This is a genomic window from Sphingomonas hengshuiensis (genome assembly GCF_000935025.1).
Lineage (GTDB): Bacteria > Pseudomonadota > Alphaproteobacteria > Sphingomonadales > Sphingomonadaceae > Sphingomonas > Sphingomonas hengshuiensis.
Genome location: NZ_CP010836.1, coordinates 4192618 through 4208613, shown reverse-complemented (window position 1 = coordinate 4208613; position 15996 = coordinate 4192618). Strand labels below are relative to the sequence as shown.

General features: G+C 62.3%; 13 protein-coding genes and 2 pseudogenes. 13 read left to right on the top strand and 2 right to left on the bottom strand.

From position 1 onward, the window contains the following. The first annotated feature begins 129 nt into the window (after nucleotides 1–129). The 3 genes from TS85_RS19055 to TS85_RS19050 all read left to right on the top strand — a co-directional run bounded on the left by TS85_RS19055 (nucleotide 130) and on the right by TS85_RS19050 (nucleotide 2919). Nucleotides 130–1152 (top strand): IS110 family RNA-guided transposase, encoded by a 1023-nt coding sequence (locus TS85_RS19055; protein WP_044330860.1) that lies wholly within the window; start codon nucleotides 130–132, stop codon nucleotides 1150–1152. A 622-nt stretch (nucleotides 1153–1774) separates the two neighbouring features. Next, nucleotides 1775–1966, top strand: a complete 192-nt coding sequence (locus TS85_RS25585) for a sigma factor-like helix-turn-helix DNA-binding protein (protein WP_155006484.1) — start codon at nucleotides 1775–1777, stop codon at nucleotides 1964–1966. A gap of 47 nt (nucleotides 1967–2013) precedes the next feature. Continuing rightward, nucleotides 2014–2919 carry a HEPN domain-containing protein gene (locus tag TS85_RS19050; RefSeq protein ID WP_044336657.1) on the top strand — a complete coding sequence of 302 codons (906 nt, stop codon included), beginning with the start codon at nucleotides 2014–2016 and terminating at the stop codon, nucleotides 2917–2919. Nucleotides 2920–3481: 562 nt separating this feature from the next. Here TS85_RS19050 and TS85_RS19045 read toward each other — a convergent pair. Further along, nucleotides 3482–4306, bottom strand: a pseudogene (locus tag TS85_RS19045) (transposase); the annotation flags it as partial. A 78-nt stretch (nucleotides 4307–4384) separates the two neighbouring features. Between TS85_RS19045 and TS85_RS19040 the strand changes: the two are divergent. The 6 genes from TS85_RS19040 to TS85_RS19015 all read left to right on the top strand — a co-directional run bounded on the left by TS85_RS19040 (nucleotide 4385) and on the right by TS85_RS19015 (nucleotide 10751). Then, a complete protein-coding gene (locus TS85_RS19040) occupies nucleotides 4385–4546 on the top strand; it encodes a hypothetical protein (RefSeq protein ID WP_227698539.1) in 162 nt (53 codons plus the stop codon). A gap of 220 nt (nucleotides 4547–4766) precedes the next feature. Beyond that, a complete protein-coding gene (locus TS85_RS19035) occupies nucleotides 4767–6362 on the top strand; it encodes an adenylosuccinate synthetase (RefSeq protein ID WP_044334326.1) in 1596 nt (531 codons plus the stop codon). Nucleotide 6363: 1 nt separating this feature from the next. Next, entirely contained in the window at nucleotides 6364–7056 is a 693-nt protein-coding gene (locus TS85_RS19030) for a DUF7002 family protein (protein ID WP_044334324.1), read from the top strand. Between the two features lie 238 nt (nucleotides 7057–7294). After that, a complete protein-coding gene (locus TS85_RS19025) occupies nucleotides 7295–8653 on the top strand; it encodes a hypothetical protein (protein ID WP_044334322.1) in 1359 nt (452 codons plus the stop codon). Nucleotides 8654–9000: 347 nt separating this feature from the next. After that, nucleotides 9001–9276, top strand: a complete 276-nt coding sequence (locus TS85_RS19020; protein ID WP_044334320.1) for a hypothetical protein — start codon at nucleotides 9001–9003, stop codon at nucleotides 9274–9276. Nucleotides 9277–9290: 14 nt separating this feature from the next. Then, the gene (locus TS85_RS19015; RefSeq protein WP_044334318.1) at nucleotides 9291–10751 is read left to right on the top strand and encodes a hypothetical protein; all 1461 of its coding nucleotides are present in this window, start codon (nucleotides 9291–9293) and stop codon (nucleotides 10749–10751) included. A gap of 21 nt (nucleotides 10752–10772) precedes the next feature. Here the strand turns inward: TS85_RS19015 and TS85_RS25815 are convergent, their stop codons facing one another. Continuing rightward, nucleotides 10773–11150, bottom strand: a complete 378-nt coding sequence (locus TS85_RS25815) for a DUF4406 domain-containing protein (RefSeq protein WP_162184744.1) — start codon at nucleotides 11148–11150, stop codon at nucleotides 10773–10775. Nucleotides 11151–12142: 992 nt separating this feature from the next. Here TS85_RS25815 and TS85_RS25580 point away from each other — a divergent pair. The 4 genes and pseudogenes from TS85_RS25580 to TS85_RS18990 all read left to right on the top strand — a co-directional run bounded on the left by TS85_RS25580 (nucleotide 12143) and on the right by TS85_RS18990 (nucleotide 15730). Then, on the top strand, nucleotides 12143–12793 hold the full coding sequence (locus tag TS85_RS25580) for a DUF2971 domain-containing protein (protein ID WP_155006483.1): 651 nt from the start codon (nucleotides 12143–12145) through the stop codon (nucleotides 12791–12793). Between the two features lie 883 nt (nucleotides 12794–13676). Further along, nucleotides 13677–14346: pseudogene (locus TS85_RS19000) on the top strand (DsbA family oxidoreductase). 55 nt (nucleotides 14347–14401) lie between these two features. Next, nucleotides 14402–14698, top strand: a complete 297-nt coding sequence (locus tag TS85_RS18995; protein ID WP_227698538.1) for a hypothetical protein — start codon at nucleotides 14402–14404, stop codon at nucleotides 14696–14698. A gap of 432 nt (nucleotides 14699–15130) precedes the next feature. Next, a complete protein-coding gene (locus TS85_RS18990) occupies nucleotides 15131–15730 on the top strand; it encodes a glutathione S-transferase (RefSeq protein ID WP_077228698.1) in 600 nt (199 codons plus the stop codon). Nucleotides 15731–15996: the final 266 nt, after the last annotated feature.

The following is a 15996-nucleotide window of genomic DNA, read 5'->3' as shown; positions in this document are numbered from 1 at the left end:
GGCGAGCCAGGCCTGGGCCCGCGCCGGCGGGCCGCAACGCGGGCCCAGGCCCGCGTCCTCCTCTGATGAGGTGGGACGGCTGCGGGATACCATCAGTTGCTGATTCGCAGCATGACAGGAGGAACGGAGATGGAGATCGCAACGATCGGTTTGGATATCGCGAAGCACGTGTTCCAAGTGCACGCGGTGGATGCGGCGGGCACGGTAGTGCTCCGCAAGCGCTATTCTCGAGCGCAGCTCGTTCGGCTATTCGAAGAGATCCCGCCATGCCTCGTTGGGATCGAAGCGTGCGGCACGGCGCATTACTGGGGTCGCCATCTCCAGTCGCTCGGCCACGATGTTCGCCTCATGCCGGCGCACTACGTGAAGCCCTATGTGAAGCGCGGCAAGAACGATGCGGCCGACGCGGAGGGTATCTGCGAAGCGGTGACCAGACCGACCATGCGCTTTGTGCCGATCAAGGCGCCGGACACACAGGCGCTGGCCTTGATGCATCGGCTGCGGACCCAGTTTGTCGGTCAGCGCACCGCCATGTTGAACGCCCTTCGCGCCGGGATGGCCGAGTTTGGCATTGTGACCAACCAGGGGCTTGGCGGCGCGACCGAGATTCTGCGCATCGCGAGCGCGGGCGACGATCGCCTCCCGGAGTTGATCCGCGAGCCCTATCGATTGCTCGCTGATGCTATTCGAGCGGTGGAAGCCCGGTTGGTGACCCTCGATCACCAGATCGCGGCCAGCACGCAGTTCGACGATACCTGCAAGCGGCTGAGTACGATTCCGGGCGTGGGACCGGTGACCTCGACAACGATCATTGCGCTTGCCGGGGATGTTTCTAGATTTCCAACGGGCCGCGACTTCGCAGCCTGGCTTGGCCTGACACCGCGCCAGAACTCGACCGGCGGCAAGGCCCGGCTCGGGCGAATCACCAAGGCGGGTGATCAGACCCTGCGAACGCTGTTGGTGCTTGGTGCCTTCTCGGTAATCAAGCGCGCCCGCGTCGCGCCAGAGAAGGCCTCGCCCTGGTTGATGGCGCTGATGGAACGTCGGCCACCGCTGGTCGCGGCCGTCGCGCTGGCGAACAAGATGGCGCGGATCATCTGGGCGATCCTCACGCGCGGCGGCAGTTTTCGCGCGCCGGCGAGGACATCATGACGCATTTGTAGAGTTTCCCGCGGAGCCTGGCTCCGAAGGAAGCGAGGTGGTGCCCAAGCCATGATGACGAACCGGTTGAGCCGGGGATTGCTCAGTTCGGAAAACGAAGGGAGCCTTCGAGCCCGTTTCTCTGATGGAACGTGCGATCCGCGGATTTCATCAGGGCCAGCGGTCGTCGACCGCACCAACAGGCCGGACACATGACCGCACCCGACCGATCGAAGTCATGCTCGGTGTCACCTCGCATAATTTATCGAAGAGCTCAGTGGACGCCGCGCTGTCGCGCGGCGGCGTGTCTGTTGGCCTGACCCCCGAAGCGGGATGGCCGGCTCTCCCTGCTAGGCCCGCCTCGGCGAGCCGCAACCGGCGCTGCGCGCCGGTCCTCCACGGTGTTGCGGCCCTTCGGGTGCAGCCCGCCTTTGCGGCGTGCCTTTCCGGTCGATTTTCGCCGCCCACCCCACTCCGGGGTTCCGGTGCGGGAGGAGGGAAGTAGGGTTTGCAGAAGCCGACTTGCAGGGGCCGTCCACACATTCGTTCCGGCCCTGCGGGTGCACCCCGCCTCCTGTCGCGGGCCCGAACCGCCTTTCCCCCGGCTTCGGCCGCCATGCGATGGAGAAGGATCATGAACCGCGAACTTAGAAGGTTGCGCCTTGCGATAGACGCCATGCCCGACCCTGAATGGCGGGTATTTTGTCGCGCACGCTACTGCGACCTCGACTATTTCCAGATCGCGGTCGAGCTCGACATCGCCGTGTCCGAGGTCGAGCGCCTTCTCGCCTCCGCGATGCTGCATCTCATGCAATTTCGGGAATGACCGGCAGGAACATTGAGGAAACGGCCAGCCACAGCTAGGAAATGAACATGCGCGTCGATCTCGATCACTTGCCCGATGTCCAGCAGGCTGAGCTTGCCCGCGTGCGCGACACGCTGATGGCCGAGTTCGCGCAGGCGATCTCGACCTCGACCCAGCCGTGGAAGAAGAACGGCAAGATCCTCAAGATCATCCTGTTCGGCAGCTACGCGCGTGACGACTGGGTCGATGAGCCGGACAATGGCTATCAGTCCGATTTCGACCTGTTGGTGATCGTCAGCCACGAGGACCTCACCGATATCGCCGCCTACTGGTATATCGCCGAGGACAAGATCCTCCACGATCGCGCGGTGCTGCGTCCGGTCAACATCATCGTCCACACCCTGAATGAGGTGAATCAGGCGCTGCACCGCGGCGAGTATTTTTGGGTCGATATCGTCCGCGACGGCGTGGTGCTGTATGAGTTGCCGCAGCATGCGCTGGCGGCGCCGAAGCCGCTGACGGCGGCGGATGCATTAATGATGGCGCAGAAATATTTCGACCATTGGTATCCTGACATCGCTGATCTCCTCTCAGGTGCGGAGCACTATCTGAGCATCGGAAACAGGAATCTCGCCGCCTTTACGCTGCACCAAGCGACGGAGCGTGCCTACGCGTGCTTCCTGTTGGTACGGACGCTCTACTTCCCACGGTCGCACAACATCAAATTCCTGCGGTCCTTGTCAGAGGACAAGGAGCCGCGCTTGGTCGATGCATGGCCGCGTGCGACTCGTATTGATCGGCGCCGTTTCGAACTGTTGAAGCGAGCCTATGTCGAGGCGCGCTATTCGCCCAGCTATGAGATCGAGAACGAGGATCTCGCGACGCTAAAGGCATCGGTGAGCCGGCTGCGTGATATCGTGCAAGTGTTGAGCCTCGAGCAGTTGGAAATCCTGCGTTCGGAAGCAAACGCCTGACAGGTGTCAGCACTGCAGTATTAGTGGGCGTTTCGCGCCTGCGGCGCGACCGCGCTCTATGCCGCTGCGCGGCACCGAGCCCCTGAAGGGTCTCGGGCGCCCCAGGCGATAACGATCGCGAACGCGAGGGGTCAGTTAGTCAGCTTTGCGTCCCAACTGTTGTCGTTTAGCGCCTCTATCCCTGTCCCTAATACCCGCCGTTCCCGCGACCCGCCGCCGCACGCGCACGAAGGTCCGGAGCTGGGATATTCTGTTGAAAAACTCCGCAAGGGGTCCGCACGCGTGAGCGGCAAAGCAATAGTCACTCAAGATTAGCGGCGATCGAGCAACATAAATGTGGGAATCCGCTTGTGTTTGCAGTAATATTTCCTGGCCAGAGCCCACGGCCGGGTTCGCAGGAGTATTTCAACATTGGGTAATGGTCTGGCTGCTCTTCGATGGAGACCGATAGGATCGGCTCCGATGTAGAAGAGGAGAACGACCATTACCCAATGTTGAAAAAGGCGGTGTCTGTCGCCGGTCGGCGTGATGGCTGCGCGACGCTGACGAGTTGCCTCGTCGCTCACCGCGCTCCGGCCATGGCCGGCATCCGGATGAGCTTGGCGAGCTTGCGGAGGTTCTGGGCGGTGGCGGCGAGGAGGAATTCGTCCTTCGCTCCGTTGGGCCCTCGCAGCCGCAAGCGCCCGAGCTTCAGGATGCGCTTGAGGTGGGCAAACAGCATCTCGACCTTCTTTCGCTGTCGTCGGGATGCGACATAGGCGTCGGTGGTGGCGATATCGCGCGCCATGTCGCTGGCGCCCTCGTGGATCGAGCGCAGGATCTTGCGAGCGGGCGCGTTGGGGCAGCAACGCGGCTTGAGGGCGCAGGCGTCGCAATCGCGCTTGCTGGCGCGGTACCGGGTCATGCCCTCCGCGTCGACGAAGGGGAGCGCTTCCCGATAGTGCTTCCGGCGTTGCCGCAGGCGCTTGCCGGCGGGGCAGGCATAGCTGTCGTCGTCATGGTCGAAGACGAAGTCGGCGCGCTCGAAGCTGCCGTCGCGCCGGGCCGACTTGTCGAACACCGGGATGTGCGGCCCGATGCCGCGTTCCTCCACCAGCCAGGTCAGGTTCCTGGCATCGCCGTATCCGGTATCCGCCTCAAGCCGCTCGGGCCACAGCCCGAACCGGGTGTGCGTGCGCTCGATCATCCGACGCTGGGCGGTGACCCCGGCCTGGCGGATGGCGGCGGTCGCCTCGACATCGACGATCACGGCATGGTCGAGGTCGATCAGATAGTTGGTCGAATAGGCGAAGAAGGCGCGGTCGCGCGACGCCGCCGTCCACCGAGCGGCCGGATCGGCCACCGCCAGCTGCCGGGGCGGCACCGGCGTCGCGCCGCCGAACGCCGCGGTTCAGCGATGCCGATCGGGGCGGAGTGTCAGTGTGCCCCCGTCCCCTGCCCCCATGAGCCGAATAGCGTCCGCGACGTGCTGGCGACGCATGTTTTTAAGCAGACTGGTTCCTATGAGCAAGCAAGCTACGCGATCCAGGATACACCTGAGATGGTCGCCAAACATTATGGCCGGTTCCTGCCGCAGGATAAGGCTTCGATGGCAGCCAAGATCTTGAATGAAATGTGGGCAGCCTGAGCGTGTCGAACCGATATCGGCAAATTCCGCGAAGTGGAGTTGAGCACAGCCACTTCACTTCGCGGTGCGACAAGCCTCACCGAACCATCGGCATAGGTCTCACCGGTTCTACTGGCTAGTCTATGCCCATTCCGGAGGTATAACAACCCACTACCCAAGCAATATTCGTCGACTATATTGCTCGGTTCGGGGAACGGATATCGTTTTTAGAGGAGATATCATGCGCTTGTTGATCGTGCTTTCCGGCCCGGTTGCGGTCGGCAAAACCTCGTTCGGCAGTGCGCTGTTGAAGATTGCCGGCGCAACGCGCGTGTCGACGCGCACCTTCATCCAGCAGCGTCTGGGGACATCCGACGATCGCGGCGCACTGCAGGCGGCCGGTGATCAGCTGGATGCGCAGACCAACGGCAGGTGGGTGACCGACGCCGTCGCGGCGGCCGGAACCGGCGCACCAGCCGACCAGATACTGCTTCTCGATTCGGCGAGGATCCCGGAACAGGTGGAAGCGCTGCGCAGCCGGTGGCCCGGTCAGGTCTTTCATATTCACCTGCATGCCGAGGATGCGACGCTCGAGCGGCGCTATCTCGGCCGCCCCGCGCATCTCAAGGAGTTCCCGACCTACGACGAAGTCAAGCGCAACAAGACCGAGGCGAGCGTCGGTGCGCTGCAAGCCCTGGCAGACTTGGTGCTCGACACCGATTTTGTCGCGCCCGACACCCTGGCGATCACCGCGATGGAGTGGTTCGAAGGCGACGGCCCGCGCAGCCGCGAGGCGTTGGTCGATGTGATCGTCGGCGGTCAATATGGTAGCGAGGGCAAGGGCAATGTCTGCGCCCATCTTGCCAAACATTATGGGGTGCTGATGCGGATCGGCGGCCCCAATGCCGGTCATCTCGTCAAGGAGCCCGAATATAAATATGTCCAGCTGCCATCGGGAACCGGTTCGAACAAGCATGCCAAGATCCTGATCGGAGCAGGGTCGACGCTATGGCTACCGCAACTGCTGCGCGAGATCATGGATCAGGGACTGACCCCGGAGCGCCTGTCGATCGACCCGCAGGCGATGGTCATCGATGACGAGGATCGCCGCCTAGAGTCCAGTGCGCTTCAGTCGATTTCGTCTACCAAGCAAGGCGTCGGCGCCGCTTCGGCACGAAAAATCGCCAATCGCGGCGATACGCCAATGTTTGGTCCGGCGGTACAGCTGGCGCGCGACGTCGGACAGCTGCAGGACTTCATCCGTGACGTGCGCGCCGAGCTGGATCGGCACTTTGCCAGCCGCACGCGCGTGCTGCTTGAAGGAACCCAGGGCACGCTGCTCAGTCTCCATCACGGCTTCTGGCCAAGCGTGACATCGCGCGAGACGTCCGCGGCCGGCTGTTTGTCGGACGCCGGCATATCGCCGCGTCGCGTGCGCAAGATCATCATGGTGGTCAGAACCTATCCGATCCGGGTCGGCGGCACGTCCGGGTGGATGGGGCGCAATATCAGCATGGCCGAACTTGCCGAGCGGTCGGGCATTTCCGTCGGGGAATTTCGTAAGGTCGAAAAAGGGACGATCTCGGGCGTCGAGCGGCGGATAGCGGAATTCGACTGGGCGCAAATCCGCCGCTCGGCCGAGCTCAATGGCGCGACCGACATTGCGATCACCTTCGCAGACTATCTCGGTATCGAGAACCGCGAGGCCACCAGCTTTGAGACATTGAATCCAAGCGCGCAGGACTTCATTAGGCGGCTCGAACGGGTCGCGGGTACGCCCGTGACGCTTATTTCCAAGGCATTTGCGCTGGACGGCGTGATCGAACGAGGCTTCTGACATGACCGAAAGCGAATTGGTTCAGCGCTATCCGCGTCTCTACCATATGGCGCATGACGGCGCCTGGGAGGCGATCCACAGCCACGGCCTGAAAAGTGCGGCTGCCTTGCTCGATTCTTATGGCGTCGTGGATCCGCGCCGGCATTTGCTCGGCTCATGCCGGCGGCCGGAATCGGTACCGCTTAACGCCGACGGCCTGCCGCTGGCGGTGCTGCGCGATCAAAAGCCAATGCATGACGATGCACTGGCGAAATGCCTGCAGGACGGTCTGACGCCACAGCAATGGTATGAATTGCTGAATTCGCGGACCTTTTTCTGGCTATCGAAGAGCCGGATCTGGCGGCTGCTCGGCGCAAAGGCGTATCGCGGCGTCACCCAAACCGTCTTGACGCTCGATACGGCTAGCCTGGTTGCCAAGCACAAGGAGCGGATCTGGCTCAGCCCGATCAATAGCGGCTCGACCCTGTTCAAGCCGCAGCCCCGCGGCCTCGCTACGTTCAAACGGATCGCGGACTTTCCGTTTGCCGAGCGTGCCAAGTCACGCGCGCTTGAAAATAATGTCGTCGAGCTGGTTGTGGATCATTCGGTTCCTGACGTCGCCGATTTCGTGCTCGCAGTACATTCGGTGCGTAACGATCAGATTCTCGAGCAAATCTGGCAAGCGCCGCATGCCGGCGCCGGCGATCACCCTTGAAGGTTCACAGCGCGGCTGCCTCGGTTTGGCGCATTTCGCGGGGCCGGTCCTTCCGGGCTGGGCCATGGTAACGCCGCGTTCACCCTTCATACCCCTATCCCGATGCTCGAATGCAGACGTATAAACACGTCAAATTCAGAGTCGGGGAATGTGCATGGGGTATTGCGCCGCGGTCCGTGAAGAGCGGAATCGGCAGAGCGTCAGCCGGTTGAGCACTGGCTGTAAGGAAGTGAAAACGATGGATCTTCAAAAGGACGAAGTGCTCAATCGTCTCGCGACTGGCGCGAATGTCGCCCAGTTCGTTGCATTTCGCCCGGCGACCGATGGATTGATTCAGAGCTTTTGCCGCCTGCGCAATCGCACGCCCAATTTTCGTTTCGAGAGTGTAGCAGCGGCCGTCGCTGCGCTGCTCGACGCCAGCGGGAGCGGAACCGTCAACGTGCGCAGCTATGTGCCGCATGATCCGCGGAGCCGCGAATTCCTCTACGCGCTGGATAGCGTGGAAACGGTCGTTGCCGCACTCGAACGGCTCGCCGGCGAAGGCCTGCACCTCATCGTCAACGAGACCATCGATGTCCGGGACGGTGGCGTCTCGGGCGTCGTCCAGGGCGGACTTATCGAATTCTCGCCCGACGATACGCCGCGCTGTGTCGAAAAGCCCGGCGTGGCCTCTCTGCCCTTCGAAATGGGCATGGCGCTGCTGACGACGGTCTATGGCTTCACGCCCGATCTCGAGGCATGCCCGGGCCGGCGCACCGAATTCTCGATCCATCCGCTGCTCCAGGGCTGGCGCGCAAGCCATACATTGCTCTGGGAACAGGAAGACGATGTGCCTGATGAGGCCGAGCCGGGCTATCGCTGGCCCAACCGGTTTAGCCGCCATCTCGGCGACAAGGCCTATGGGTTGATGATGGCGCATCTGGCGGGCCTGCCTGTCCCCAATACGCTGGCGATCCCGCGGCGCGTGGCGCCCTTTGCCTTTGGCACCGCGACCGGCTCGGCCGAAGTGTGGATCAGAACCTGCCCAACCGAGCCGCATCCGGGTTTGTACACGACCGTCAAGGGCTGGACCGACCCCTATGACTTGATGGCCAAGGAAGATCCTGCTGGCACGATACTTGCCTCGATCTTGCGCCAGGATGCCGTACCGGCGCGATATTCGGGTGCAGCGATAGTCCAGGCCGACGGTTCGCTCGCCGTCGAGGGCCTAGCCGGCGAAGGCGATCTCTTCATGCTCGGGACACGCGATCCGGAGGCATTGCCCGCGGAAATCATTTCTGCGGTCACGCACGCGTTCGATCGGCTCCAGGCGGCTTTTGGCCCGGTGCGCTTCGAATGGGTGCATGACGGGCAGCAGGTCTGGATTGTCCAGTTGCACTTGGGCGCGACGATCTCGACGGCAACGGCGGTCGTGCCCGGCGAGGCGCAGGTCTGGACCGATTTCAAGGTCGAGGACGGTCTCGAAAAGCTCAGGCGATTGCTCGAAGGCCTGCCGGGGGATGGCGGCGTCAATTTGATCGGCCAATTCGGCCTTACCAGTCATATCGCCGATGTGTTGCGGCGCGCCGGCCTGCCGGCGCGGATCGCCGCGGGCTGATCGAAGTGGGCCCGCGCGATGTACCGCCGTGCCCGAGGGATATCGCGCACGCGACCATTCGCGCCGCACAGTTATTCACGCTGCGTCTTGTCGTCGTTGCCAAGAGACCCCGCTCGTCTTGCGGCAGGGGCAAGGGCGTGAAGAGCAGCGAGGCTAAAATGCCGCTGGAATGGCCTTTTATTACGTGTGCGTACCGGGATTGCATTTGCTTGGTGCGGCTTCTAGACCATGGGGGCGTACCGCAAGACAGTTCCGTTTTGAACCTTGTCGGCACGATGCGACTATTGTGCGTGCGTCTGCGTTGGACATATTGCAATTTGCTCCGTCAAGGCGCATAAAGGGAACAAATGGCCGATCTGCTTTCTGCCGCCGTCGTGATCGCGATCATGATCCTGCTGGCCATGACCGTGGCGGCACTTTTGCATGTGCTGAATGGCGGTGTTCGTCAGACTGATGAATATCTGCGGGGCGGCGTCAGTCTCGGCTCGCTTTGGCGCGGCACCGTCCGCAAGCAGGATACCGGTTCTTTGGTTACGGTCCGCGAAGGGCTGCGCGCGTCGGTCAATGAAGACGGTGAGGTCGAGATGCGCGGCACCCGTACCATCGCCCGCGACGCGCTTTAACCGCCAGACGTTTCGTGACGCATTTCGCGCCCTGGGCGGCGAGTCCGCATTCCTATGCCGGCTGGGTTCCGAATGTCGGCAGCCATTTATCGTTCAGCCTGATCGGCTCGGGGCGCGGCCCCGGCGTGCATCATTTCACGCAAAGCTATGATGGGCGAAGCGATCGCCTGGTCGCGGTATTGCAACGGCGCGAGACGGACGACTTCCTTGCTTGGAAGTGGGTGAACCGCTTAATCTGGCCGGATATCGTCCAGCATTGGCTGTTGATCGGCACGACCGAACCAGTCTCCGCCCCGATCGGCATCGTTGAACCGCGGCGCGGGGAAAAGCGGGTCCGCCACGCACTCGATGAGCAGGGCGGGCTGACCGGCGCGATCTACATGATCCCGCGTCCCCTGCCGCGCGACCGCCTTCAGCAGCGCTGGATGCTTGACGAAATTCGCGCGCACCTCGGCGGCAGCGAGGAACGTCCGGACCGTGCGCTGGACCTGCTCCAGTCGGATCTGAGCCAACTCGTGCGCTGGCGCGTGCCCAGCGCCGTGCGCGTCGAGTTCGCCTTGATGCGAACCGGCGAGCTTCGTCTCTGGTATTCAGAGGAGGTCCTGGCAACCGGGATCAAGCGCGAGCAGCTTTATGTCCATGCCCGCCAGGCCTATTTCTTCCTCAAGGACATGGTGCATCACCACACCCACCATGAGCCTTCCTCGGACCAGATCACGCCGTTGGTCCCGGTCAACACGCTCGACGCCGACCGCCACCGGGCCGGCGAGGAGAAATGGCGGCGCGAAACCCTGTGGTCGCTATCGCGTGCGGTCGAAAAGCTGGTCAGGGCTGGCAAGCTCATCGACCTGCGTCAAGCCATGGGCATCCTCGCTTATGCCGACGCTTTCCAGAAGACGCTGCTGCCCTATTTGCGCAAGGACAGCCGGCCTTCGGAATTCATCCCGAACAAGACGGTCCATAGCTACGACTATGCCCATATCAAGGAATCGACCCGCGTTCTGATCGAGCAGGCACAAGCGCGCCGCACGCATAATACCTCGATGCTAATCGCTGCGCTGGCCTCGTCGATCGCCGCGATCTCGCTGCTGAGCTCCCTGATCTCGACCCATAATTCGAAAATCGACATGCCGCCCAAAGCCTGGCAGCGCCCTGGATTGATCGACCTGAACCTCCCGCAGGGCTGGCTTGAATTTGTCGCCCGTCTTCCGTTCATCGCGATCGTCGTGGTTTGTGTCGCCGTCTCTTTGATCAGCTTGCTGGTGTCAGATGATGGTGTCCGCTTGCTGCGACGCAGCCCCAGAAAGCTGGCGCAGCTGGCACGCGGCATCTCGTTATCGCTGGCCAGGCGCGCCAATCTTCAAGCGCGTGGCGCCCATTGGCTGTTGCTCGGCTTGTACGGCGGTACGATGGTGACCTTGGTCTATGGACTGATCTATGCACCGGGCTTTGTCCATCGGCTGGTTGGCGGCTAGGGCGAACAGGCGCCGCAGCGCTTAACCGCCACCAAGCTCGTTTCGAAGCGCATTCAGAGCCGAGGCAAGTGCTGCCAGACGCTCGTGCCCCGCGATGCTTTTGTTCAACCTGTCGATGGCGCGCGCCAATCGCGCGGCACCGGCAACGGGTGCGATGGCGGATCCGTCCAGATCGAGCGTCGGGATACCCAGCGCCGCAGCGAACACGAATTCTTCCGCGCAGCCCCGGCTATATTCCCAGTCAGGCATGAAGCGGACTTCGCGCGCATGCCGCTCGATCAGCCCGCGCCAAAGCAGCATATATTGCTGCTGCGACCAATGCGCGACCACGAGCGGCGACGGATCGAGAACGATCGGCGGGACTTGCTGACGCAGGCGATGCGCGGTCTCGCGCATCACTGCCAGATTCTCGGGCAGGACAGTGTCGAGCGGCCGGCCTTCCTCGATCGCAGCAAGCAAGCGTTTGCCCGTCGTGATTGGGCCGCTGAGATAGACGACCGCCGACGCGCCGAACGCACATGCCCAAGCTTGAAAGACCGCCAAGTGATACGGATCTTCGGCGACCGAAGCCTCGCCTAGCGCAGGCGCCGCGATGACATCCGAGGGCGTGCTGCTATGCAGCATGGGAGAGATCGAAAGGCAATGAAGCTGAGCGCACAATCTGGTCCCTCCAACTACCCAAATGCACCTAGCCACAGCCGCCGCAGTTTCGCCAGCGCAGTATTCCGAGCAATGAACGTCATAGCACTCCTTTCTGCGCGCAAGCGACGCCGACGATTCGGCGAACTATCCTTTGCAATGCCGTCATGGTCTCGAAAGCACCTTACCGCCCACCTATTTCGGGAGGTGCGAAGGGGACATTATCATCCCGAAAGGCCACGATGACCGGCAGCTATCGCAATCGTCCGCATAAAAGCCGGTGGGCGGCAAGGCACCCACTTCCAGCCGTTCGATTGGCGCTTCGTCACTCCGAAGCTGACGGGCCGCTTTTCGCAATTCGCTTCGATCGCTTGAATGACCGATTATCGGGCGCTTTGCTGTCAGGCGGCTTCGCGCGGAGCGAACGGCAGGTTCTGGCACAAGCTGTCGTTCAAAGTCCGACCGCGAACGACGCATTTTGGTCGACTGGCGTCGGAAGCGAACGTGGTGTCGTGGGACTAACCCGCCATCCGCAAGGCTTGGCAAATGGCGGCTTCGGCCCAGAGCGGCCATCCGAAAGTTTCAGGCCTGCGCCCGGAGCGCGAATCTATGCCACCGGGATGGCCGTCCATATTTAGGCCGCCGCAAACTCAGTCCTCGCCAGAAGAGTTTGCCCGCGTTGCGGATCGTGCTCGACTAAGGGTCTGCGGTCGGGGCATCACAGCACCAGCAGCGGGCAGGGGCAGCACATCATGACCTATCATATGATCCGGCGGTACACGGACATATTGAGCGTCATTGATGTAGTTCAGGAACGACGACTGACGCTGCTCAGCCCGACGCGCTGGGTCGATATGAACGATCGGCATGCTATGGGAATGTACCGTACGAGGATCGGTGCGCCTGGTCTCGTTGCGTTGTGCATGACGCAGACCCGTGAGACTTTCCACCATTGGCAAGTTTTCGCCGGTCACGCAGCCGGTGCTTGCATTGTCTTTCATCGAATTCCTCTGCTTGCTCGACTCAAGAACGAAGGTGAACTGCTGCACGGACCTGTGCGCTACATGACGCATGAAAAGATGGCAGGCCTGGAGTTTGTTACAGACGAACTGCCGTTCCTAAAGCGCGATGTCTTTCGCGACGAAAAGGAATATCGACTGATCGCTCGCTCGCAAAGCCTCGAGTCGAATGAAGTGCGTTACATCGACATCGATCTTTCGTTGATTGATACGATCGTGTTCAGTCCGCTAGCTCCGAGTCCACTGGTTCAGACCCTCATCCGCACTTTGAAGGCGATGCCGGGTGCGGCCCAGCTCAATTATCACCACTCCCATCTTATGAACAATCAGCGCTGGCGCGATATGCTCGAGGAAAAGGCGAAGATCGCGCATCCCTCGCTGTAGAGCTGACAAACCATCGCCGGCTTCCGGAGAGCGCGGCTAAGGTCGAACTGCCTCTAGTGCAGTTCACGGGAAACGAGGGCATGTTCATCGTCGGGACATTTCCGGCCGGCGACCGCCTGTCCGAGGTACACCGGTCGTTCCTCCTGTCCTACATGTTCGGCATGCTTTTGCGCTAACATCCGTCACGCTGGATCGAACTGATGCGCAACGAAAAGGGCGATGCGGCGCAGCCGTGCCTCACGGCGGTGACACAGGCACTCTCTAACGATTGCCCAAGACAGGTGGTTGAGGCGCTGAGCTGCGTGTAGCCTGCCCGCAAATTCGAACTGAACCAACGTCGGCTTTTAGGATTGCGACCGACCTGGCGAACGACAGTAATCAGGGTGCGCCTGGGCCCAGAAATCTTCCGCCCAGTCAGAGGCAGGTTTCTGAGGGAGCCGCCGTTCAACAAGCTGCTGACGAACGACTGAATGTGGTCGACTGCGGTCTGAGTGGTACGGCGTTTTTTCGGGACTTTGCTGCCGTTCGAGATTGTCGCGGCGAAGTGCCGCTCTGGACCAGTTCAGTTCATTCCGCAGTGGACGATTGACCGTGTACGGCACGATCGCCAGGGGTCTGGGCTATGGCCCCGACGAATTCTCGCAGGTCTACGACTATCTGCTTGTCTAGCGCTGAGACGGCGCCCTCGCCGCGAAATCGGCTGTCCAGCGCGGCCGCATGGTCAACCGCGTGACCGGCGAACTGTCCGAACAATTGCACGAGCGCCATGATGCCGACGCCTTCCTGGCGCGGGCGGAGGACAAGCTCCGGTCGGCGGATTGAACGACGCTGGCGAATCGGGCGTCGCACGCCATATGGGCGAGGGCAGATCGCGGAGGATAGGATGACGACCAGGTTGAAGATCGATTTCGTCTCGGACGTGTCCTGTCCCTGGTGCGTCATTGGGCTGCGCGGGCTCGAAACCGCGCTGGTAAGTGCCGGCGACGCAGTCGAGGCGGACATCGTCTTCCAGCCGTTCGAGCTCAATCCCGACATGGTCCCGGAAGGCGAGAACATCGTAGAGCATATCGGGCGGAAGTACGGATCGACGCCGGAGCAATTGGCCGCCAACCGCACGATGATTCGCGATCGCGGGGCGGGGCTCGGTTTCACCTTCGCGATGTCCGACCAGAGCCGCATCTACAACACCTTCGACGCGCATCGCCTGCTCCATTGGGCGAAGGCCACGGGCCAGCAAAAGGCGCTGAAGACCGCGCTGTTCGAAGCCTATTTCACCGACGGCCGCGATCCGTCGGACCGCGACGTGCTGATCGCGACGGCGGCCAAAGCCGGGCCTCGATCCGGACGCGGCCGGCGAGGTCCTTTCCTCGGGCCGGTACGGCGACGAGGTTCGCGACGCCGAGCGGCTGTGGCAATCGCGTGGGATCAGTGCGGCCCCGGCGGTGGTGGTCAACGACCGATATCTGATTTCGGGAGGTCAGCCACCCGAGGCGTTCGAGGAGGCACTGCGCAATATCGCAGCCGAGGGCGCCGAACGCGCCGACATGGCCTGAAAAGAGGAGAGTTCCGATGACCGATATGACGCTCATCCTGCGCCAATAGACCGGGGTGATCTGCACTGCCGACGACGCCGACTATGTTGCCTGTATCAACGCTACCGGCACCGCCGACTACGCGGCGACACCGGGAAATCGCGGGTTCCAGATGCTGCTCCGCGAGCTGGGCGACGGGCGCAGCGAAGTGACGACGCTGAGCTGGCAGGAGCCGCTCGATGCAATTCGCAGCTTTGCCGGCGAGGATATCGCGTTCGCGCGATATTGTCCCGAGGACGAACGCTTCCTGCTCGAGCGGTTGCAGTATGTCGAGCACCATCGGGTGGTGAGCCGGTCTCGATCGATAGGGTGACGCTCGAGCGCCGGCGCTATGGCGCTTGCGTCGTCACCTGCGGATCGGCCTGATCATAGGTTCGGTAGGCGACATATACAGCGCGTCCCCGTCCTCGTCGCATTATGGGCGTGCCGCAACACGCCGCGTTTGGCGAGCCAGGCGCCATTGGCCTCGGCGCGCAAGCGCCCCGGCACGAGCCAGGTGCGGCCGCCCTTCGACCTGATGCCCGCCAAAAAAACTGCCCGACCTGCCGGACGGATCGCTAAGCTCGGGGCTGGAGAAACGGTCGAAGCGGCTAGCCAACCACATCGGGCAATATGCAGGAAAGCCATCGGTCTTCGAGCTCGGGAGCCCCTCGATCCACAGACCAGCCGTGCTGTATGGTCACCGCCTCCGATGAAGGACTGTCTGGATATCTGGCAGCAAGAAGTTTAGGCGCGCATGTCTGTCATGGTCAGCCCGGTTCTCTATAGCTTTCGGCGTTGCCCGTACGCGATGCGGGCGCGTTTGGCGCTTGCAATCAGCGGTACGCGCTACGAGCTTCGCGAAGTCAGGCTGGCCGACAAACCCGCCGCGATGTTGTCGGCCTCGCCCAAGGGGACCGTTCCGGTACTCCAGCTGGCCAGTGGCGCCGTGATTGACGAAAGCCTCGACATCATGCGTCGCGTTCTTGAGGTCAGCGACCCCGAAAACTGGCTCGCCCGGGATGACAGGGCGCTGATTGCGATCAACGACGGCGCGTTCAAACAGGATCTCGACCGATACAAATACCCGGATCGCCATGACTGCGATCCACTCGTTCACCGGCAGCGCGGGCTGGATTTTCTACGCGAGATCGATGCCCGGCTGGCTGCCACAGGCCAACTTTGCGGCCCAGATCGCGGGTTCGCGGACGCCGCCATAATGCCTTTCATCAGGCAGTTTGCAGCCACGGATCGAGAGTGGTTCGGCGCCCAGCCTCTGCCCCATCTGAAAACGTGGCTGGCGTGGCATCTGGCGTCTGACCTGTTCCAAACGATCATGGTCCGCGTACCGCCCTGGTCTCCCTAAGGACGACGGCTCGGCGACGCGTGCCTCGTCTAGCAGTGCTTGGCGGTCGGCCTACACATTCGCCCACTGCCAGTGCGGACAACCCAATCCGCGCACGGCGCGGTGCGCCTTTTACACCGGACACCCTGGAGACGCAGCCCAACTGAGCGGTCCCCTGGCAGATATTTGGTAGAGGCTCGCTGAAGGTGTGCGCCGGATCGCGGGTTCGAGATCACCGAGATTGCTGGCATCCGCCAGCGCCGCTGAACGATCGGCGGCGCACCGCG